9 protein-coding genes are annotated in these 19,678 nt (G+C 36.2%); 4 read left to right on the top strand and 5 right to left on the bottom strand.

The window, feature by feature from the left end; genetic code table 11:
* Positions 1-31: 31 nt before the first annotated feature.
* From ASE21_RS07940 to ASE21_RS21740, 3 genes are all read left to right on the top strand, one after another.
* On the top strand, positions 32-3,085 hold the full coding sequence (locus ASE21_RS07940; RefSeq protein WP_082603448.1) for a T9SS sorting signal type C domain-containing protein: 3,054 nt from the start codon (positions 32-34) through the stop codon (positions 3,083-3,085).
* Between the two features lie 208 nt (positions 3,086-3,293).
* Positions 3,294-7,103, top strand: coding sequence for a T9SS sorting signal type C domain-containing protein (locus ASE21_RS07945; RefSeq protein ID WP_242410237.1), 3,810 nt, complete (start codon positions 3,294-3,296; stop codon positions 7,101-7,103).
* Between the two features lie 485 nt (positions 7,104-7,588).
* Positions 7,589-12,247, top strand: coding sequence for a T9SS sorting signal type C domain-containing protein (locus ASE21_RS21740; RefSeq protein WP_128414671.1), 4,659 nt, complete (start codon positions 7,589-7,591; stop codon positions 12,245-12,247).
* Positions 12,248-12,309: 62 nt separating this feature from the next.
* Here ASE21_RS21740 and ASE21_RS07955 read toward each other — a convergent pair whose 3' ends face one another.
* The 4 genes from ASE21_RS07955 to ASE21_RS07970 all read right to left on the bottom strand — a co-directional run bounded on the left by ASE21_RS07955 (position 12,310) and on the right by ASE21_RS07970 (position 16,009).
* Entirely contained in the window at positions 12,310-13,176 is an 867-nt protein-coding gene (locus ASE21_RS07955) for a cupin-like domain-containing protein (protein ID WP_057122068.1), read from the bottom strand.
* Positions 13,177-13,257: 81 nt separating this feature from the next.
* Complete coding sequence (gene bioB, locus ASE21_RS07960; protein WP_057122069.1) at positions 13,258-14,346, bottom strand: biotin synthase BioB; 1,089 nt, start codon at positions 14,344-14,346, stop codon at positions 13,258-13,260.
* Between the two features lie 173 nt (positions 14,347-14,519).
* Entirely contained in the window at positions 14,520-14,957 is a 438-nt protein-coding gene (locus ASE21_RS07965; RefSeq protein WP_057122070.1) for a hypothetical protein, read from the bottom strand.
* Positions 14,958-15,070: 113 nt separating this feature from the next.
* Entirely contained in the window at positions 15,071-16,009 is a 939-nt protein-coding gene (locus ASE21_RS07970) for a bifunctional riboflavin kinase/FAD synthetase (protein ID WP_057122071.1), read from the bottom strand.
* Positions 16,010-16,207: 198 nt separating this feature from the next.
* Here ASE21_RS07970 and ASE21_RS07975 point away from each other — a divergent pair, with 198 nt between their 5' ends.
* Complete coding sequence (locus ASE21_RS07975; protein ID WP_057122072.1) at positions 16,208-18,874, top strand: reprolysin-like metallopeptidase; 2,667 nt, start codon at positions 16,208-16,210, stop codon at positions 18,872-18,874.
* 115 nt (positions 18,875-18,989) lie between these two features.
* On the opposite strand, the gene ASE21_RS07980 is transcribed toward ASE21_RS07975, so the two are convergent.
* Positions 18,990-19,673, bottom strand: coding sequence for a ComF family protein (locus ASE21_RS07980; protein WP_057122073.1), 684 nt, complete (start codon positions 19,671-19,673; stop codon positions 18,990-18,992).
* Positions 19,674-19,678: the final 5 nt, after the last annotated feature.

The following is a 19,678-nucleotide window of genomic DNA, read 5'->3' on the forward strand; positions in this document are numbered from 1 at the left end:
CAAATCAAAATCAAACCAAAACACAAATTGTATGCCCCAAAAATTACTTTTGTTAAGACGTTCAATATTAAATAAAATAGTATTTGCATTCCTTTTGATTTCTTTAAATGCCTCAGCACAGCTGACAGCAGTTTCAAGAATTTATACTGATTGGAATGGATATTGGACTTCAAATTCTACTACCGGAGTTGGTAACCGCCCGGATAGAGAAAATAACTTATTAGCTTTTACGTGGAATGGGACAACCTATTCGACAGGAGTTGGTAACGCTGTGCTTACGTCGCACTCGGTAGCCTATAACACGCAAAAATTCAGAGCGTTAAAAATCCAGTCTCTAGGCTCGACAACAAGTTCTTATTTTCTGCAAGGATCAATGATCGACGAATCACCTACTGGTGCAACTTTAATTCCAGCTTTAGCGAGTTCTACTGCAACTGGTGCTGAATTAGCATCAAGATTAACAGATGGTATAAATGGATTATCAATTGGAACAGGTGTGGCGAATATAAAAGCCGGAACTGCCGAATTTAAAGTGGGTACAAATAACTTAAATCTTGCAGGTATTGGTGACGGAATTCCCGATTTAATTGTAACTCAGGTTGCAGATCCCGGAGGAACGCCGGATACTTTTAAATTTATTGATGCATTAGGAAATACAGTTGGAACTGAATTGTCTATAAAATTTGATGCCGTAACGGCAATTGGTACGTATAGCCTTGATTTATTTAAAATGGATGGAACGCTGGGCTTTGCTGCGGCATCAACAAGAGATATAAGAATGCTTGCAATTGAAACCGGCCAATTCGGGATAACATCTGCCAATGCTTCTCAGGTTGACCGTTTTGTGGTAACTTTTTCAGGAAGTTCAGATTGCGCCTTTATTGCTTTCAATACAAATTCATTAAAAATCGCAGAATTAAGTCTTATTAAAACAGCTTCAATGCCATCTTGTGGAAAAGTTGGAGATGTAATTAATTATACTTTCAATATAAAGAATACAGGAGAAGTTCCAATTACAGATATTCGTGTAACCGATCCAATGCCCGGAATAACCATAACTGGAAATCCAATTGCCAGTTTAGCTGCCGGAGCAACTGCTACATTAACAGGAACGTATACTATTACTGCTGCAGATGTAAATTTGGGAAGAGTAATTAACTCAGCTAAAGTTACGGGAACTGATCCATCTTTAAATGTCGTCGAAGATATTTCAGGACAAACTTATGCAGACAATATTTCAACATCAATAGATTTATTGCCACCGCCGACTATTGGTGCAATAAACGATGTTTCGTGTGCAGGTTTAGGAAGTATCGTTTTAAATAATCTGCCATCAACAGGAACCTGGACAATTGAAAGAAGTCCGGGATCTGCAACATATACAGGCTCGGGAACCAGTACAACTATTACCGGACTGGCTGCCAATACCTATACCTTTAGAGTAATAAATAGTACTGGCTGCAAATCACCATCTAGTCTTGGGGGAACTGTTACAGATCAGTCTTCGACAACATGGAACGGAACGGCTTGGTCAAACGGAACGCCGACTGCAACAAAAAGAGCTGTTTTTTCAGGAGCTTTTTCAATAACTGCAGATTTAAGTGCTTGTTCCTGCACAATCAACAGCGGAGTTAATCTAACAGTTCCGGCCGGCCGGACATTAACAGTTACAAATGCAGTAACAGTCAACTCCGGTGCTTCATTAACGTTTGATAATAATGCAAGTTTAGTGCAAACTGCAAATGCAGTAAACAGCGGAAATATCACGTATAAAAGAAATACACAATTGGTTCGTCGTTACGATTTTACTTATTGGTCAAGTCCGGTATCAGGAGTTACACTTCATAATGTATCGCCAACAACTCTTGCCGATAAATATTACAGTTATAATCCTTTAACAGGTTGGGTTATCGATTATAACGGAAGCTCAGTTATGACTGCAGGAAAGGGATATATTATAAGAGCGCCTCAGGAATTTGATATTAATACTTCGGCTGTTTATTCAGCTTCTTTCACAGGTGTTCCTAATAATGGCAATATTTCTTTTACGCCGGTTGCGACAAAATGGAATTTACTCGGAAATCCATATCCGTCTGCAATTGATGCAGATATACTGATAACAAATACCGGAGTCGGGGCATTGTATTTCTGGACTCATAATTCACCTCCAAACGGAAGTGTAGTCGGCGATGCCAAATACAATTATACCGTTTCAGATTATGCGGTTTATACTTTAACCGGAAGCACAGGAACTTCAAGCGGTGCCGCGGTAATGTTAGGAAAAATTGCTGCAGGTCAGGGATTTTTCTTTAAAGCCAGTTCCGCAGGCAATATTGTTTTTACAAACAGTATGAGAGTTGGAGGAAACAACAGCCAATTCTTTAAAACTGCTGCAACAAAAGAGGTAGAAAAAAATCGTTTATGGCTGAATTTTGCAAATGCGGAAGGAGCATTTAAACAAGCTTTGATTGGTTATATTGACGGTGCTACAAACAGCTGGGACCAAAATTATGATGCGGCAACACTTAGCGGAAATACCTATATTGACTTTTACAGTATTAACGAAGCTAAGAAATTAACCATTCAGGGACGTGCAATTCCTTTTGAAGATACAGACGTAATTCCGCTTGGATATAAAACAACAGTAGCAGGAGAATTTACGATTTCGATCGATCATACAGATGGTTTGTTAAACAATCAGGCTGTTTATCTGGAAGATAAAACAAACAATATCATACATGATTTAAAAGCAGGCGATTATAAGTTTAATACGGAAATTGGAACTTTTACAGATCGTTTTCAATTAAAATATACCAATAAAACATTAGGGACAGGAGATTTCGAAAATGTAAAAGACGGTCTTTTGGTTGCTGTAAAAGATAAGGTCATAAAAGTGATTTCTTCAAAAGAAAATATTAAAGAAGTCAATGTATATGATATTTCAGGAAAACTTTTATATAACAAAAAGAAAGTAGGAGCTGCAGAATTATCAATTTCAAATTTACAAACTGCTAATCAGGTTTTACTGGTAAAAGTTACTCTTGAAAATAATTTTACAACAGCACGAAAAATTATAATTAATTAAAATAACTACTCCAATATAATCCATTTGCCACCTTAGGCAAATGGATTTTTTATTTTACAAAAAATCACTAAAAGTGGGTATTGCGGTTTTTAATCAAGCGCTTTAATTTCGGTTACTTCTTATAAAAAGTATTAATTGATTATTTTCAGCTTTGATAAAAAATATATTCTGTGTCATAATTCTTTTTGTTTTTACCTCAAAACCAATTTTGTTTGCCCAGCAAGGAAAAATTGATAATACCTTCAATACTCTGGACGATGGCTCAAAAGGTGATGGTTTTGATAATGCGGTTCGGACTTTATTTTTACAATCAGATGAAAATTTGATTGTTGGTGGAGATTATTTGAGTCTTAACGGAATTTCTTCTCCTTACTTAACTCGTTTAAAACCAGACGGAACAATAGATGAAGACTTTAATACCGGAACAGGTTTTAATGGTAAAATATATTCTTCTGCGATCCAGCCCGATGGCAGAATAATTATCGGAGGAAGTTTTACAAATTATAACGGGACAAATGCAGGAAGACTTATTCGGTTAAACCATGATGGCACATACGATTCATCTTTCAATACCTCAATCGCGGCGCCAACAGGTATTATTTATGATATTGCTGTCCAGTCTGACGGGAAAATTATAATTGTCGGCAGTTTTACAAAATATAATAACACAACAATAAACAGAATTGCCCGCATTCTTCCAAACGGTTCTTTAGATACTTCTTTTTCAACAGGTATTGGATCCTCAGTAAATATTACCACTATTAAAGTTTTACCTGATGGAAAAATTTTAGCAGCCGGAAATTTTACATCATTTAATGGCGTCCTCACCAATCGAATAGTCAAATTAAATACTGACGGAACAATAAATACAACTTTTAATATCGGAACAGGCTTTAATGATGATGTAAATGCAATCTGCCAGCAGTCTGATGGTAAAATAATAATAGGCGGAAATTTTACTCAGTTTAATGGAATTGCGGCAAACAGGATTATCAGGCTAAATGAGGATGGTTCCCGCGATTATAGTTTTTTAGGTTTGGGTTTTAGTAATGGCAGTGTTCAGGTTATCAAAACAGATAATTCCGGGAATATTATGGCTGGCGGATCTTTTAATGGCACTTATAATGACACTTATAATAGCACTGATGTTAACAGAGTCGTTTTGTTAAATTCGGATGGAACTGTAAATTCGGATTTTGATATGGGCACTGGACCGGCAACAGCATCAGTTTTAGCTCTTGCAAATGATTCAGAAGGATCTTGGTTTATTGGAGGATCATTTTCTGTTTTTGATGGTCAAAATCAGGGAAGACTGGCCAAAGTTAACGTTGAAGGAGAAGCGGATACCGGATATCTCGCATCCGGAATTGGTTTTGATAATTCAGTATTAAAAATAATTCCGTTAGAGAATAAGAAAGCAATGGTGTTTGGAAGCTTTACAAAATTTAATAATAATCCTGCTTTTAGAATTGCCAGACTTTTAGAAGATGGTTCTTTTGATGCTGATTTTAATTCAAAACAAACAGGGGCGAATAATTTGATTAAAACTGCACTTCTGCAATCAGATGGAAAAATGATTTTAGGAGGTAATTTTACTGCTTACAATGGGCAGCCTTACAACCGTATTGTTCGAATATTTCCAGACGGATCAATAGACAACAGTTTTAATATTGGTTCAGGATTTAATAGCCAGATTTATGCAATGGCATTACAATCAGATAATAAAAGCATTATTGCAGGAAATTTTACACGTTATAATAATGAATCGTCTATAATAAGAATTATACGATTGATGCCGGATGGTTCAAGAGACCTCACTTTTAATCCTGGTCTTGGTGCAGATGCGATTATTGATGACATTGTAATTCAGACCGATGGCAAAATTTTGGCTGGAGGTAGATTTTCAACGTTTAACGGGCAGACTTTTTCACGCTTGGTTCGTTTAAACACAGACGGAAGTATTGATACAAGTTTTAATATTGGTGATGGCTTTGACAAAAATGTTTACTCGCTGGCATTACAGTCAGATGGTAAAATAATTGTTGGCGGTTCTTTTTTAAACTATAATAAAGTCCCCCAAAAAAGAATCCTTCGTTTAAACACAAACGGAAGTCTGGATACAGGTTTTGATTCCGGAATTGGATTTAACAAAGGAGATGTTCGTGCTATTATAGTACAGCCGGACGACCGAATTATAGTGGGTGGAACTTTCTCGGGAACGTATAAAAATAAAGCTTCTTTAAGATTGGTCAGATTACTAAATACAGGAGATTTTGATTCGTCTTTTGGTGCGCGTCTCAATAATAAACTCTTTGCATTAGCCATAACCGCAGATTATAAACTTTTAATTGGTGGAAATTTTAACTCTGTTTCAGGTATTACCAAACACAGAATTTCCCGTCTGAAATTGTGTCTGGGATCGACTGTCTGGAACGGGTCTTCGTGGTCAAATGGATATCCGTCCGGAGGAAAAGAAGTATTTTTTAAAGAAGATTTTCCGGATTTGATTTCATCGAATGTCTGCAGCTGCACTATTGATGCCGGGAAAAAAGTAACCCTTTTGAGTGGTAATACATTAGGAATTGAGTTTTCCTACTCAGGTTTGGGAACTTTAATTCTGGACGATTCAGCAGGTTTGTATCAGTATGATGACGATATTGTTAACACAGGAATTGTTGAGATAAAGAGAAAAACAAAACCAGTTTTAAAATTTGATTATACCTATTGGTCTTCTCCGGTAGAAAAACAAACGCTGATTGGTCTTTCGCCAAATACGCTCTCAGATAAATATATGTCCTATAATCCAAGTTTGAATACATGGAAAATTGAAAATCCTGATAATAATATGATTTTAGGAAAAGGGTATTCTGTTAGAAGTCCTCAGGAATTTTCTGCGGTGGAGAGAACTTTGTATGAAGGAGTTTTTAAAGGAATTCCAAATAACGGAAAAATTGAAGTTAAGTTAGAAGAAGCCAACCGGTTTCATTTAATTGGAAATCCTTATCCATCAGCAATTGATGCGGATATCTTTTTGAGCACAAATGAATTTAAAACTAAAGGCGCATTATATTTCTGGACACATAATACACCAATAGCAAATGGTGAATACACATCTAATGATTATGCGGTTTATAATTTAGTTGGCGGAGTAGGGACTAAAGCCATTTCTAACGGAATAAACGAAACAATTCCTAACGGCAAAATCGCGTCTGGACAGGGATTTTTCGTTAAAAGCAATCAGGTTGCATTATTAGAGTTTAATGACAGTATGAGAATACCCGAAAAGAATAACGGCTTTTTTAAACCCTCAAAAAAAGAAGAAAAACAAACCAAATCTGATGTTGAAAAGCATCGTATATGGTTGAATTTTAAAAGTGAAAAAGGGGCATTTAAACAAATTTTAATTGGATATCTTAAAGGAGCAACCAATTCTTTTGATTTAAATTATGATGCCGAGAGTTTAAACGGAAATCAGTATGTTGATTTTTACAGTATCAGTGATAGTAAAAAATTAGTTATTCAGGGAAGAGCTTTACCCTTTCAAAATTCTGATGAAATCAATTTAGGATATAAAACGGCAGTTACGGATATTTTTAAAATTGAAATAGATCATGCTGACGGAGATTTAGCAGAACAGAATATTTTCCTGGAAGACAAATTAGCAAATACTATTTCTGATCTTACTTTAAAAGATTATACTTTTCAAACTGAAATAGGATCCTTTTCAGACCGATTTGTACTTCATTTTACGGATAAAAATTTAAATGTTGATAATTTTGAGAATGCGAAAAATGATGTTCTGGTTTCATTAAAAAATAAAGTAATTCAGGTAAAATCGACAAAGCAAAAACTCCAAAATGTTTTGTTATACGACATTAATGGACAACTACTTTACGAAGAAAGAAAACTAAACGAATTTGAAATACAAATCTCAAATTTAAAAGCATCCCAGCAGATTTTGTTAGTGAAAATTACTTTAGAAGATGGCTCAGTTGCAACAAGGAAAATTACTTTTTAAACTATACTTTAATTTTTCAATCTACTTTCTAATCTACGGCCGTATTAAATGTTAAGGACTTTTTATTATTTTCTATAATTTAATCGTAAATAATAAAATATCAGGTACTTATAAAATAGTCATAATTTTGATTTTTTTTCAAATTATCAGTTTAAAAGTGTTAAAATGCAAATATTTAACGTAAAACATTTGATTCTTCTGTAAAAAAAATCGTACCTTGTTATTATAGTCGTTCGACACAATTAAGTAAAAGCCGTTATATGCATTTTGTAAATCCCCTCAAACAAAATGCGCTATTTTTTTATCTGCCAGACAATATGGAATGCTTGTTTAAATACCACTAAAAAGCAACATTTACTACTGTTTTTGCTTTTGACTTCTAAATCATTTTCAGAGGTCAATGTTATTTTTTAGGTATTTAGAAATAAAATGAAGTCAGATCCTATTTGACTAAAGCCTTTTTCTTTTAATTAAAAAATAGTGCGATGAAAAAAAAATTACCAATCTTTCTAATCTTACCTCCATTTTTTATTCGTTGTTTTTCTTTATCCAATGAATTCTCAAAGAATTTTCCATCAAAAAAAATTCGCCTTTCACTCTTATTTTCATGCATTTGTTTTTCACTTTGGGCGCAGCAGACTCACACACTTACAAGTAATGGTACAATAGTAGTTCCTGCGGGAGTAACTATAATGGATGTACAGGCTTGGGGAGGAGGAGGTGCCGGCGGTGGTGCCGGCGGATCTGGTTTGGTTGAAGGAAGAAGCGGCGGAGGCGGAGGCGGAGGTGCCTATGCCAGAAGCAATATTAATGTAACGGCTAGTAATACCCTAAATGTTGTAGTAGCAGCCCAGACTGCAGGAACAGTAAATAATGGTACTGCAGGTGGGGCTTCGACTATTACAGGATATGAAAGTGTAATATATGCCGCAGGCGGGGGCGGAGGTCTTGCAAATAATGCAGGAGGATCACCTGCTGGCGGTGCTGGCGGATCTACAGCAAGTTCATTTGGTACGACAAAAACGGCAGGTGAAGCCGGAGGTTCTGGCGGAAATGTTTTAGCAGCACTTTTGTTAAGCTCTGGAAAAGGAGGAAATGGGGCAAACCCATCCGGTGGAGCTGGTGGTGCTTCTGTGCCAAGTGTAGTTCTTGGTACTGCAGTAGGAAATAATGGCAGCCCGCCAGGAGGTGGAGGGAGTGGTGCAATGAGTTCTGCTCTTGCTGCTGCTCAGCCCGGCGGATCAGGTGCAAATGGTCAGGTTATAGTAATTTATACCTGCCCTGTTTATAGTATTACCGGAATTTCAGCAGTAAATGTTTGTAATAGTATTGGTACAACATCAACCGTAACATTGACAGGATCTGCAGCATCTTTACCAACAGGGACTTATACAGTAACTTACAATCGAAGCAGCCCAAGTGCAACTGGGCTTACAGCAACAATGACTGTAACTACAGCCGGAACGGGAACTTTTACAGCGGTGGGATTAAACACTATCGGAACAAGCAACATAACAGTAACAAATTTAACGTCCGGAGTTTGTTCTTCGGCTATCTCTGCTTCCAATGTTACAACAGTTACAATTTTTGCAGCCTCAGTTGGGGGAACAGTTTCTGGAGGAACAACAATTTGTGCGGGAGCAACAAGTGCTGCCTTATCGTTAACAGGACAAACAGGAACAATTCAAAAATGGCAATATTCAGTATCTCCATTTTCAACCTGGACAGATATTACAAATACAACAAATACATATACTTCAGGACCGCTTACACAAACAACTCAGTTTAGGGCTGTTGTACAAAATGGAGTTTGTACAACAGCAAATTCTGCAGCGACTACTGTGACAGTTAATCCACTACCTCAGGGAAGTTTAACAGCGAATGGACCATTTTGTGTCACAGGTGCCGGTCAGCTTACTTTTACGGCAACGGCAGGAACGGGTCCTTATACCGTAGTGTATAAAGAAAACGGCGGAGCAGACCGAACTGCGACTGGAGTGGTCAGCGGAACACCTTTTGCGACTTTTACAACTCCGGTTACTACAACGACAACGTATACTTTAGTATCCGTTACAGGTGCCAATACCTGTGTGAGGAGTTCTGGTTTTACAGCAAATTCAGCTACAATCACAGTAAACCCATTGCCACAGGGAAGTTTAACAGCGAATGGACCGTTTTGTGTCACAGGTGCCGGTCAGCTTACTTTTACGGCAACGGCAGGAACAGGCCCTTATACTGTAGTGTATAAAGAAAATGGCGGAGCAGACCAAACGGCTACGGGAGTGGTCAGCGGAACACCTTTTGCCACTTTTACAACCCCGGTTACCACAACGACAACGTATACTTTAGTATCCGTAACGGGATCCAATACTTGTGTGAGAAGTTCTGGTTTCACAGGAAATTCAGCTGCAATTACAGTAAACCCATTGCCTCAGGGAAGTTTAACAGCGAATGGACCATTTTGTGTCACAGGTGCCGGTCAGCTTACTTTTACGGCAACGGCAGGAACGGGTCCTTATACTGTTGTATATAAAGAAAATGGCGGAGCAGACCGAACTGCGACTGGAGTTGTCAGCGGAACTCCATTTGCCACTTTTACAACTCCGGTTACCACAACGACAACGTATACTTTAGTATCCGTAACAGGAGCCAATACTTGTGTAAGAAGTTCTGGTTTCACAGGAGGCTCGGCATCTATTACCATTAATCCAACTCCAGCACCAACATTTACAGTACAGCCCGCAGCATCTGTTTGCGTTAATACCGATGTTACTTATACAACTCAGGCTGGACAATCAAATTATGTGTGGAATGTTCCGGGAGTTCTTAATACAGATTATATTATTACATCAGGTGGATTATCAAGTGCTAGTAATTCAGTAACGCTGCAGTGGCTGACAATTGGAAGTAAAACAGTAACTGTTGGTTATTCTTCAATTGGATGTCCCTCAAGTGTAAACGCTGCCAATACAACCACAGTCACAAAAACAGAACGTGGGGCAGTTCATGGAGGAACACATATTTGTGCCGGAGATCCAAGTCCATTATTAACATTGACAGATTATACCGGAACAATTGTAAGATGGGAATTTGCTGAGGCGATACCTTACGTTTGGCAGCCTTTTGCGAATACTTCAAACACATATCAGCCGGGAATTTTAACAACAAGTACAAGTTATAGGGCTGTAGTTAAAAACGGGACTTGTCCGGAAGAATTTGCTATAGAAACCAGAATTGATGTTGAACCAAAACCATCGACACCAATATTTGCAGTTATTACGCAGCCCACGTGCGTTACTCCAACAGGCAGTGTACAACTCAGCGGATTATTGGCATCACCAAATTGGACAATTACTCAAAACGGAACTGTTTCTCAAACCTATAATTCCTCAGGAACAACTTATACCATAACCAATCTGGCTCCCGGAAATTATACTTTTACAATACATAACGTATCTGTTTGTCCATCTTTACCAACAATTAATTTGGAGATAAAAGCTCCGGTTACTAATATTTGGAATGGTACCAGCTGGTCAAAAGGAAGTCCGCCTATTGCTGCAGATGCAGTTCGGTTTTCAGGAAATTACTCAACAACAGGAGATTTAAGCGGTTGTTCGTGTGTGGTTGATCCGGGAGCAAATGTTACCGTAAATTCAAATCATACATTAACAATTACAAATTCTGTGAGTAACAATGGCGGTTTGCTGACATTCGAAAACAATGCAAGTCTTCTGCAGATTAACGATGTTGTAAATACCGGAAATATTATCTACAAACGAAACACCACTCCGGTCAGAAGATACGATTTTACCTATTGGTCTTCTCCAATTGTTCGTACGCCTCCTTTTACACTGCATGATTTATCACCAAATACACTGGCCGATAAATATTATGCTCACAGCGCTATTACTGGATGGATAATAAATTATAACGGAACTCAGGAAATGAAACCGGGTTATGGTTATATTGTAAGAGCGCCTCAAAACTTCGACATTAATTCTCCTGCTGTATACGGTTCATTTTTAGAAGGAGTTCCTAACAACGGAACCATTTCAGTTCCATTAATCGCGGCAGAAAAATCACATTTATTAGGAAATCCATATCCGTCAGCGATATATGCGGATCAGTTTATTTTTGACAATGCTGTTAATTTATATGGTACACTATATTTTTGGACGCACAATTCATCGCCAACCAGTTCTGTTCCCGGTGATGCCCAATTCAATTATAACAGTGATGATTACGCCATTTATAATTTAACCGGAAGCACAAATGTTGGAAATCTGAGTGGACAAGGAGCAGGCACGCCCGGCAACCAAAGTGCGCCTTTAGGTTATATAGCAGCGGGTCAGGCATTTTTTGTAAAAGCAAGAAATGTTTCAAATGCAGTCTTTACCAATTCAATGAGAGTTCCGGGTAATAACAGTCAGTTCTTTAAAACAGCCGAAGCTAATAAAGCTGATACCGAAAAACACAGAGTCTGGCTTAATATGACAAATACACAAGGAGCTTTTAAACAGTTACTGATTGGGTATGTAGAGGGGGCAACCAATACATGGGACAATAATTATGATGGTGTAACTATAAACGGTAATATTTACTTAGATTTTTACAGCATAAATGAAGGAAGAAAATTAACAGTTCAGGGTCGTGCATTACCTTTTACAGAATCAGATGTTGTCCCTTTAGGATATAAATCTGCTATTGACGGAGAATTTTCAATCGCAATTGATCGTGCTGATGGAGATTTACTTACTCATCCAATTTATTTAGAAGACAAATGGACGAATACAACACATAATCTGCAAACAGGCAATTATACTTTTACTACTTCTACAGGAACGTTTTTAGATCGTTTTGTTTTGAAATATACTTCAACATCTTTAGGAGTTGATGATTTTGAAAACAAAGGAAATAACGTTTTAATTTCTGTAAAAAATAAAAACATAAAAGTATACTCTGAAAATGATTTTATAAAAGAAGTATCGATTTTTGATATCTCAGGAAAATTAATTTATAAAAACAATGAAATTCAAAATACAGAATTGCAGATTCCAAATCTTCAGTCGGGAAATCAGGTTTTGATTGTAAAAGTGACTTTGGAAAATGAAAAAATTACCACCAGAAAAATCACTTTTCATTAAATAATAATGAATTATAATTAAAAAACCGACTGCAATTTATAATGCAGTCGGTTTTTAATTTTTTAAGCACTCTTTCGTAAATTTTGATTTGTGTTCTGAATTGCTTTTTCGTTTTTATAATCAATCCATTTTTGACCTTTAAATTTCCGCATCATAATATCAAAATGACGCATGATTAAAATGTTATACGCTGCTTTTGATAAGTTACTTATGCTTTTAGGGAAAGAACGGAGACTCATTGAAAATCCCGGAGTAAGATATTTCATGTAATGCCAGTATCCTTCAGGCATATACAACATTTCTCCATGTTTTAGATTCGTAATATATCCTTCTGCATTTTTGAGCGCGGGAAATTTTTCATAATCCGGATTATCAAAATCAATATCTTCCCTTGAAATCAACGCATGCGGAACCTTATACATATATTTGGATTGGTCTGGAGCAAAAAGCATACACTGTTTTTCTCCATGAAAATGAAAATGCAGAATATTAGAGTAATCAATATCATAATGCATAAATACTCTTGCTTTTTCGCCTCCAAAGAACAGCATAGGCAGCTGCTTGACTAATTTTAATCCTATATCCGGCCATAAAAAGTCATTTTTAAGCCTTGGCACTTCTTTCATTAAATTATAAAGAAAGATGCGGTAATTGGTTGGTTTTGATTCCAAAAGATTAATATACTCGCTCATCTTCATTGTCATATGAGCTTCATTAAAGCCTTCTTCGTGGTTTACGGGACGATCGTCATATAATGGAACGGTAATATTGCCTGCAATATCATTTATATAAGATAATTTCCATTTATGATAAGCCGGCCAGTCTTCGGTTAGTTCTTCAACAACAACCGGGATTTGTTTTTTTACATATTGGGAAATAAAATCCTCTTTGGAAATTTTTTTAACCCTTTCTATTTCTTTTAATTTCATTTTTATAAATAAAAAAATTGCTTATAACTCTGTGTCATAAGCAATTTAAAAATATTTATCGAGATTTATTAACTCTTTTACTTAAATTTTTGATTTGATCGAAGCTTCAACGTTTCTTTCAATAGTATGTCCGGGTCTTGACCATTTTGGTTTTTCTCCTAATGAATTGAATTGAGAATCAGCAGCTTCGACCGTTTTTGGCTGCGAAACTTTTGTAAAAGCCTTTTGCGGAATCAATCCCAGCATTTCAAACATTTTCATGTCTTCATTAACATCCGGATTTGGGGTAGTAAGCAGTTTATCGCCGGCAAAAATAGAGTTTGCTCCTGCAAAAAAGCACATTGCCTGACCTTCGCGTGTCATATTGGTTCTTCCTGCAGATAAGCGCACTTGTGTTTCAGGCATAACAATTCTGGTAGTGGCAACCATACGAATCATTTCCCAAATTTCAACTGGTTTTTCTTCTTCCATCGGAGTTCCTTCTACAGCAACCAAAGCGTTGATAGGAACGGATTCCGGCTGAGGGTTTAAAGTTGAAAGTGCAACAAGCATTCCGGCTCTGTCTTCGATACTTTCCCCCATTCCAATAATTCCGCCGCTGCAAACCGTCACATTTGTTTTACGAACATTTTCAATAGTCTGTAAACGGTCTTCAAAACCACGGGTTGAAATTACATCTTTATAATATTCTTCAGAAGTATCTAAATTGTGATTGTAAGCATATAAACCTGCTTCTGCCAGACGCTGTGCCTGATTTTCTGTAAGCATTCCCAAAGTGCAGCAAACTTCCATATCCAGTTTATTGATCGTGCGGACCATTTCTAAAACCTGATCAAATTCTTCACCATCTTTTACATTTCTCCAGGCCGCTCCCATACAAACACGTGAAGAACCGCTGGATTTTGCTCTCAATGCCTGAGCTTTAACCTGGCTTACAGTCATAAGGTCATTTCCTTCAACTCCTGTATTGTACCTTGCAGCCTGAGGGCAATAACCACAATCTTCAGGACATCCGCCTGTTTTTATGGATAATAGGGTAGAAACCTGCACAACATTTGGGTCGTGTTTTTGCCTGTGGATCGTTGCCGCTTCGTAAAGAAGATCCATCATAGGTTTATTGTATATTGCAATTATTTCGTCTTTTGTCCAATTGTGTTTTGTTATGCTCATGGATACAATTTTTTTTGAAGTTTAAAAGTAATTAAATTGTAGTAACCAACAACATGCATTGTTGTAATTGAATATTTAACAGTTGTTTTAAAAAAAGAACCACTCAAAAATCATATAAATGTGTGTTTTTATGATTTTTGAGTGGTCAAATAATTGTTTTTATTCTGAATAATTTAATCAGCCGCATATTTATTGTTCCAATATAACATTGTCATTAAAGTAACGATTACAGACGAAGCAAGTCCTTCAAAAAGTAAGCAGATACAATAAGTTGGTACAGACGGATTTCCTCCAAACATAAAAGTCTGCGATAACGTTTCGACATAAGCGTCGCCGCCTCTTGCATAACTGTAAACTAAAAGGCCAAAAACACTTAGTGCTACACCAACTACAGAAGTTGTCATTGCCGAAACCGCATTGGATACAAAACTGGTTTCTCCTTCCTGAAGGTTCATCTGCATGGTTTTATTTACACCGTAAAATATAAAAAATACGTTAAGTGTACGCAGGTAAAACAAATCTGCTAAACCTAATACATTCATCAATAAAAAATAAAGGCCGATTCCTAGGAATATTAAAAACCCGTTTGTTATTTCTTTAGGTAATTTCATAGTGGTTATTTTTAAAGAAGTTAATAGTATATGTTTGATAAACAGTGTTCTATGTTCTATCAAATTTACTAAAAAAATAACTACGATGTTCTGAAAAGAGCTAAAACTATTCTTTAATGTGATTGAAGTTTGCTGACAAAATCCAAAGCATTTTGTTTGTCCTGATTTAACTGGGCTTTCAGTAAATCTACAGAACCAAATTTTTGCTCTTCCCTAAGATATTGAAGTAATGAAACCTCCATTTTCTTTCCGTAAATATCAGCATCAAAGTCAAAAAGATTTACTTCGATAGTTTGTTTTTGTCCATTTACAGTTGGGTTAAACCCGATATTCATCATCCCGAAAACTTCCAGATCATCAATAAAAGTTTTTACAACATAAACACCATTTTTTGGAATTAATTTGTAATCTTCTTCTATTTGAATGTTGGCTGTAGGAAAACCAATTGTTCTTCCTAATTGTTTTCCTTTTACAATTTCGCCGCTCAGGAAATAATCATAGCCTAAAAATTCATTGGCCAGTTCCATATTTCCTTCTGTTAAAGCTTTTCTGATTTTGGTAGAACTAACCGAAACATCTTGTATTTCTTCTGCAGAAATTTGTTCCACTTCAAAACCATATTCAATACCAAAAGCAATCAGATGATCTATATTAGCCGTTCTGTTTCTTCCAAAACGATGATCGTGACCAATAATTATTTTTTGGATATGGAACTGTTCTACTAGAATAGTGCGCACAAATTCCTCGGCAGTTAATCTCGAGAAACTTTCATTAAACGGATGAATAACTAAATTTTCAATTCCGCTTGCTTCTAAAAGTTTTGTTTTTTCAGAAATAGTATTGAGAAGTTTGATTTCTGATTTTTCCTGTAAAACCATTCTCGGATGCGGAAAAAATGTAAGAACTAAGCTTTCATATTTGCCATTTTCCGTGTTTTGAGTAATTCTTTCCAGAATTTTTTTATGACCAATATGTACGCCATCAAAAGTACCAAGAGTCAAAATTGTTTTCTTGGTCGAATGGAAATCGTTTATAGAATGAAAGAGCTTCAAAACAAATTATTTAAGATGCTGCAAATTTATACTATCTATTTTAAATTTTGTATGAAGTGTAATTGATTTTTTAGGAATATTATGCTTCATTTGTCGAAAAATAAACGAATTCGTCGAGTAAAAAACGTTAAATGTCGTTTACATGTAAGAATTTGATTTAATTCGCCTAAATTTGATTCTGTAAAAATATCATGCAGCATGAAGAAACAACTACTTTATTTTCTGATTATCTTTTCATTTGTAAAAATTCATGCCCAAAGCGATGACTTATGGCAAAAAGTTAATTCTGTTTCAGGTCTCAGTAAAAAATCAGCAGTATCTGATTCAGAAAAACTATATTATAAATTAAATGCGGGATCCTTAACGGCAAAACTTTCTCAAACAACAGAAAAATCGGCATTAAGTACTGTCGAAATTACTATACCAAATACAGAAGGGGTTTTAGAAAGATATCAGGTTTGGGAATCATCCAATTTTGATCCGGAACTGCAGGCTAAATATCCCGAAATCAGAGCTTATGAAGGAAGCGGTTTAGACGATAAATCGGCAAAAATACATTTTAGCCTTTCTCCAAGGGGAATTCAGACTATGGTTTTCAGAGCCGGTAAATCCACTGAATTTATCGAAGAAAACCCTGAAAATAAATCAGAATACATTTTGTTTTCTTCAAAAGATGCAGCTTCAAAACTAAAATTAGAATGTAAAACTTTAGATGAAGTTTTAGATAATAAGATGTCCAAAACAGCCAAAACAGCTTCCAATAACAAAGTTTTTAAAACCTTGCGTTTAGCTTTGTCCTGTACAGGAGAATATACATCTTATTTTGGCGGAACAAAAGCCGGGGCATTAGCAGGAATGAATGCTACGCTGACAAGAGTAAATGGGGTTTTTAATAAAGATTTAGCCATAAAACTGGTTTTAATTGCCAATAATGATGCTGTAATTTACACGAATGCTTCAACAGATCCTTATTCTAATGCTGCAGAAGGCGCAGATGGGGCCTGGAATCAGGAAGTACAGACTGCCTTGACAAATACAATTGGAAATAATAATTATGATATCGGTCACTTGTTTGGCGCTTCCGGCGGTGGTGGAAATGCAGGTTGTATTGGCTGTATTTGTACAAATCCAACAACTGGAGATCCTTTAGCAAAAGGAAGCGGATATACTTCTCCATCTGACGGAAGACCGGAAGGTGATACTTTTGATATTGATTTTGTAATTCATGAATTTGGACATCAATTAGGTGCAAACCATACTTTTTCTTATGATTCAGGAGAAAGAACTTCAGTAAATGTTGAGCCGGGAAGTGGTTCTACCATAATGGGCTATGCAGGGGTGACTAGCGATTATGATATCCAAAATAATTCTGATGATTATTTTGCTTATGCCAGTATTTTGCAGATTCAGAATACACTTGCAGGAAAAACGTGCCCGGTTAGTGTAAACTTAACCAATAATCCGCCAGTAATAAATGCCGGTATTGATTATACAATTCCGTTTAGTACACCATTTGTTTTAAAAGGAAGCGGCTCAGATCCGGAAGGTGACGTTATTACTTATAACTGGGAAGAATATGACAATGCAACTACAACAGCCGGGGGTAATAGTGTTGCATATCCTACAAAACCAGACGGGCCTTTGTTCCGATCTGTAGTTCCAAACAGCTCGCCAATTCGTTATATGCCAGATTTTAATTCTGTTCTTCAAAATAAACTTACCACAACCTGGGAGTCTGTTTCTTCTGTTGCAAGAAATTTAAATTTTACCTTAACAGGAAGAGATAATGCTGCATTAGGCACTGCGCAAACCAACACAGATGCTATGGCAGTTAATGTTGTTACGACAGCCGGACCATTTACGGTTTCATCTCACAATAGTAATGATGTAAGCTGGCAGCAGGGAACAGCCCAAACAGTCAGCTGGAATGTAAATAATACCAATGCTCTGCAGGGTTCATCAACAGTAAATATTAAATTGTCTACAGATGGAGGCTTGACATTTCCAACAACTTTAGCAGCAAATACTGCAAATGATGGTTCAGAAGTGATCACACTTCCAACAAGTATACAATCTTCAACAAACTGCAGGATTTTGATTGAGCCGACAGCCAATATATATTATGCCTTAAATGGTAAATCATTTGCGATAGGATATACATCAGCAACAACTTGTAATTCGTATAGCTTTGGAAACGCATTTAGTATTCCTTATTCTACAAGTTATACTTCAAAAACGGTTAGCGTTCCATCTTCTGCAGGAAATATTTCAGATGTAAATGTTGCCGTAAATGTTACGCATACAAGATTATCCGATTTAGAAATTCAAATCGTAAATCCTCAGGGAACAATCGTACGTTTATTTACCAAATCCTGCGGTGGTACAAGTTCTACTTTGGCATTACAATTTGATGATTCCGGAAGTGCTTTGGATTGTAGTAAAACTACAGAACAAATCGTTATTCCGGCAGAAGATTTAATTGCTTTTAATGGTCAAAATCCAGGGGGAACATGGACTTTTAGAGTTCGCGATGCTGTTTCAGGAATGTTTGGAACCATAAATTCAGCTTCTGTAAACATTTGTACGCAGACCTTCACTTTAGGGACAGATGACTTTGAGAATATCGATTTTGCATTGTATCCTAACCCAAATAAAGGCAGTTTTACAATTCAGTTTGCAAGTGAATCAAATGCTGTCAAGGTTTTTGTTCATGATATTTTAGGGAAAAGTGTTTATGCCCAGACTTTTGAAGCTTCGGGAGATTTTAGCCAAACTATTCAGCTGCCAAATGTTTCGGCAGGGATTTATTTAGTAACCGTTGTAGACGGAAACAGAAGAACGGTGAAGAAAATAATAGTTAACTAGCGTTTACAAATTCCAATATTTAAATTCCAAATTCAAAACATCAATTGTAATTTGGAATTTTTTTATTGAAATCTGAGATTGGAATTTGGAATTTAAATATTGGAATTTTTCTTTTTTAAGAATTAGCCATTGCCATGCAGACAATACTGATTTTTGCTCCGGGAATTTTTAACAAGGCTCTTGAACAAGCCTCGAGCGTTGCTCCGGTAGTGAGAACATCGTCAACAATCAAAAAATGTTTGTTGCTGCTTTCTTCTGTGAAAACCGAATCAAAGATGTCTTCTATATTTTCTGATCTTCCTAAAAGATTTTTTTTAGATTGTGTTTTAGAATATTTCTTTCGATACAAAATCGAATCATTATAAGGGATTTTTAAACCTTCGGCTAAAGCTTTACCAAAAGTAGTAACCTGATTATAACCACGTTCTCTAAATTTTCTTGGATGTAAGGGAACCGGAATTACAGCGTCAAAAGGAGTTTTGAGTTTTAGTTCTTTTAAATCTTCAACATACCAGTTTCCTAAAACGGTGCCAATTTCTTCGTGGCCTTTATATTTGAGATTATGAATAAGTTCCTGCACAATCCCTTTTTTATTGAAATAAACGAAAGCAGAAACATGTTCAGTTTCAATTTTGCCATAAAACTTTTTCACGGCCTGATTGTTTGAATCTAAATAATATTGGGTAAGAGGCAATTCATGACGACAATTGGTGCACAAAACGGTTTCATTTGTCATTAAAACAGAACGGCATCCGGAACAAACTTTAGGAAAAAAGAGATCAATTAAAAATTTATACATTCAGT

This window comes from Flavobacterium sp. Root901 (assembly GCF_001429765.1).
Taxonomy (GTDB): Bacteria; Bacteroidota; Bacteroidia; order Flavobacteriales; family Flavobacteriaceae; genus Flavobacterium.

What these genes read in the sequence shown, in the direction of transcription:
- ASE21_RS07955 (WP_057122068.1), bottom strand. Translation starts at nt 13,176, where the DNA reads ATGAAATTAAAAGAAATAGAAAGGGTTAAAAAAATTTCCAAAGAGGAT.
- ASE21_RS07940 (WP_082603448.1), top strand. Translation starts at nt 32, where the DNA reads ATGCCCCAAAAATTACTTTTGTTAAGACGTTCAATATTAAATAAAATA.
- ASE21_RS07975 (WP_057122072.1), top strand. Translation starts at nt 16,208, where the DNA reads ATGAAGAAACAACTACTTTATTTTCTGATTATCTTTTCATTTGTAAAA.
- ASE21_RS07980 (WP_057122073.1), bottom strand. Translation starts at nt 19,673, where the DNA reads ATGTATAAATTTTTAATTGATCTCTTTTTTCCTAAAGTTTGTTCCGGA.
- bioB (WP_057122069.1), bottom strand. Translation starts at nt 14,346, where the DNA reads ATGAGCATAACAAAACACAATTGGACAAAAGACGAAATAATTGCAATA.
- ASE21_RS07965 (WP_057122070.1), bottom strand. Translation starts at nt 14,957, where the DNA reads ATGAAATTACCTAAAGAAATAACAAACGGGTTTTTAATATTCCTAGGA.
- ASE21_RS21740 (WP_128414671.1), top strand. Translation starts at nt 7,589, where the DNA reads ATGAAAAAAAAATTACCAATCTTTCTAATCTTACCTCCATTTTTTATT.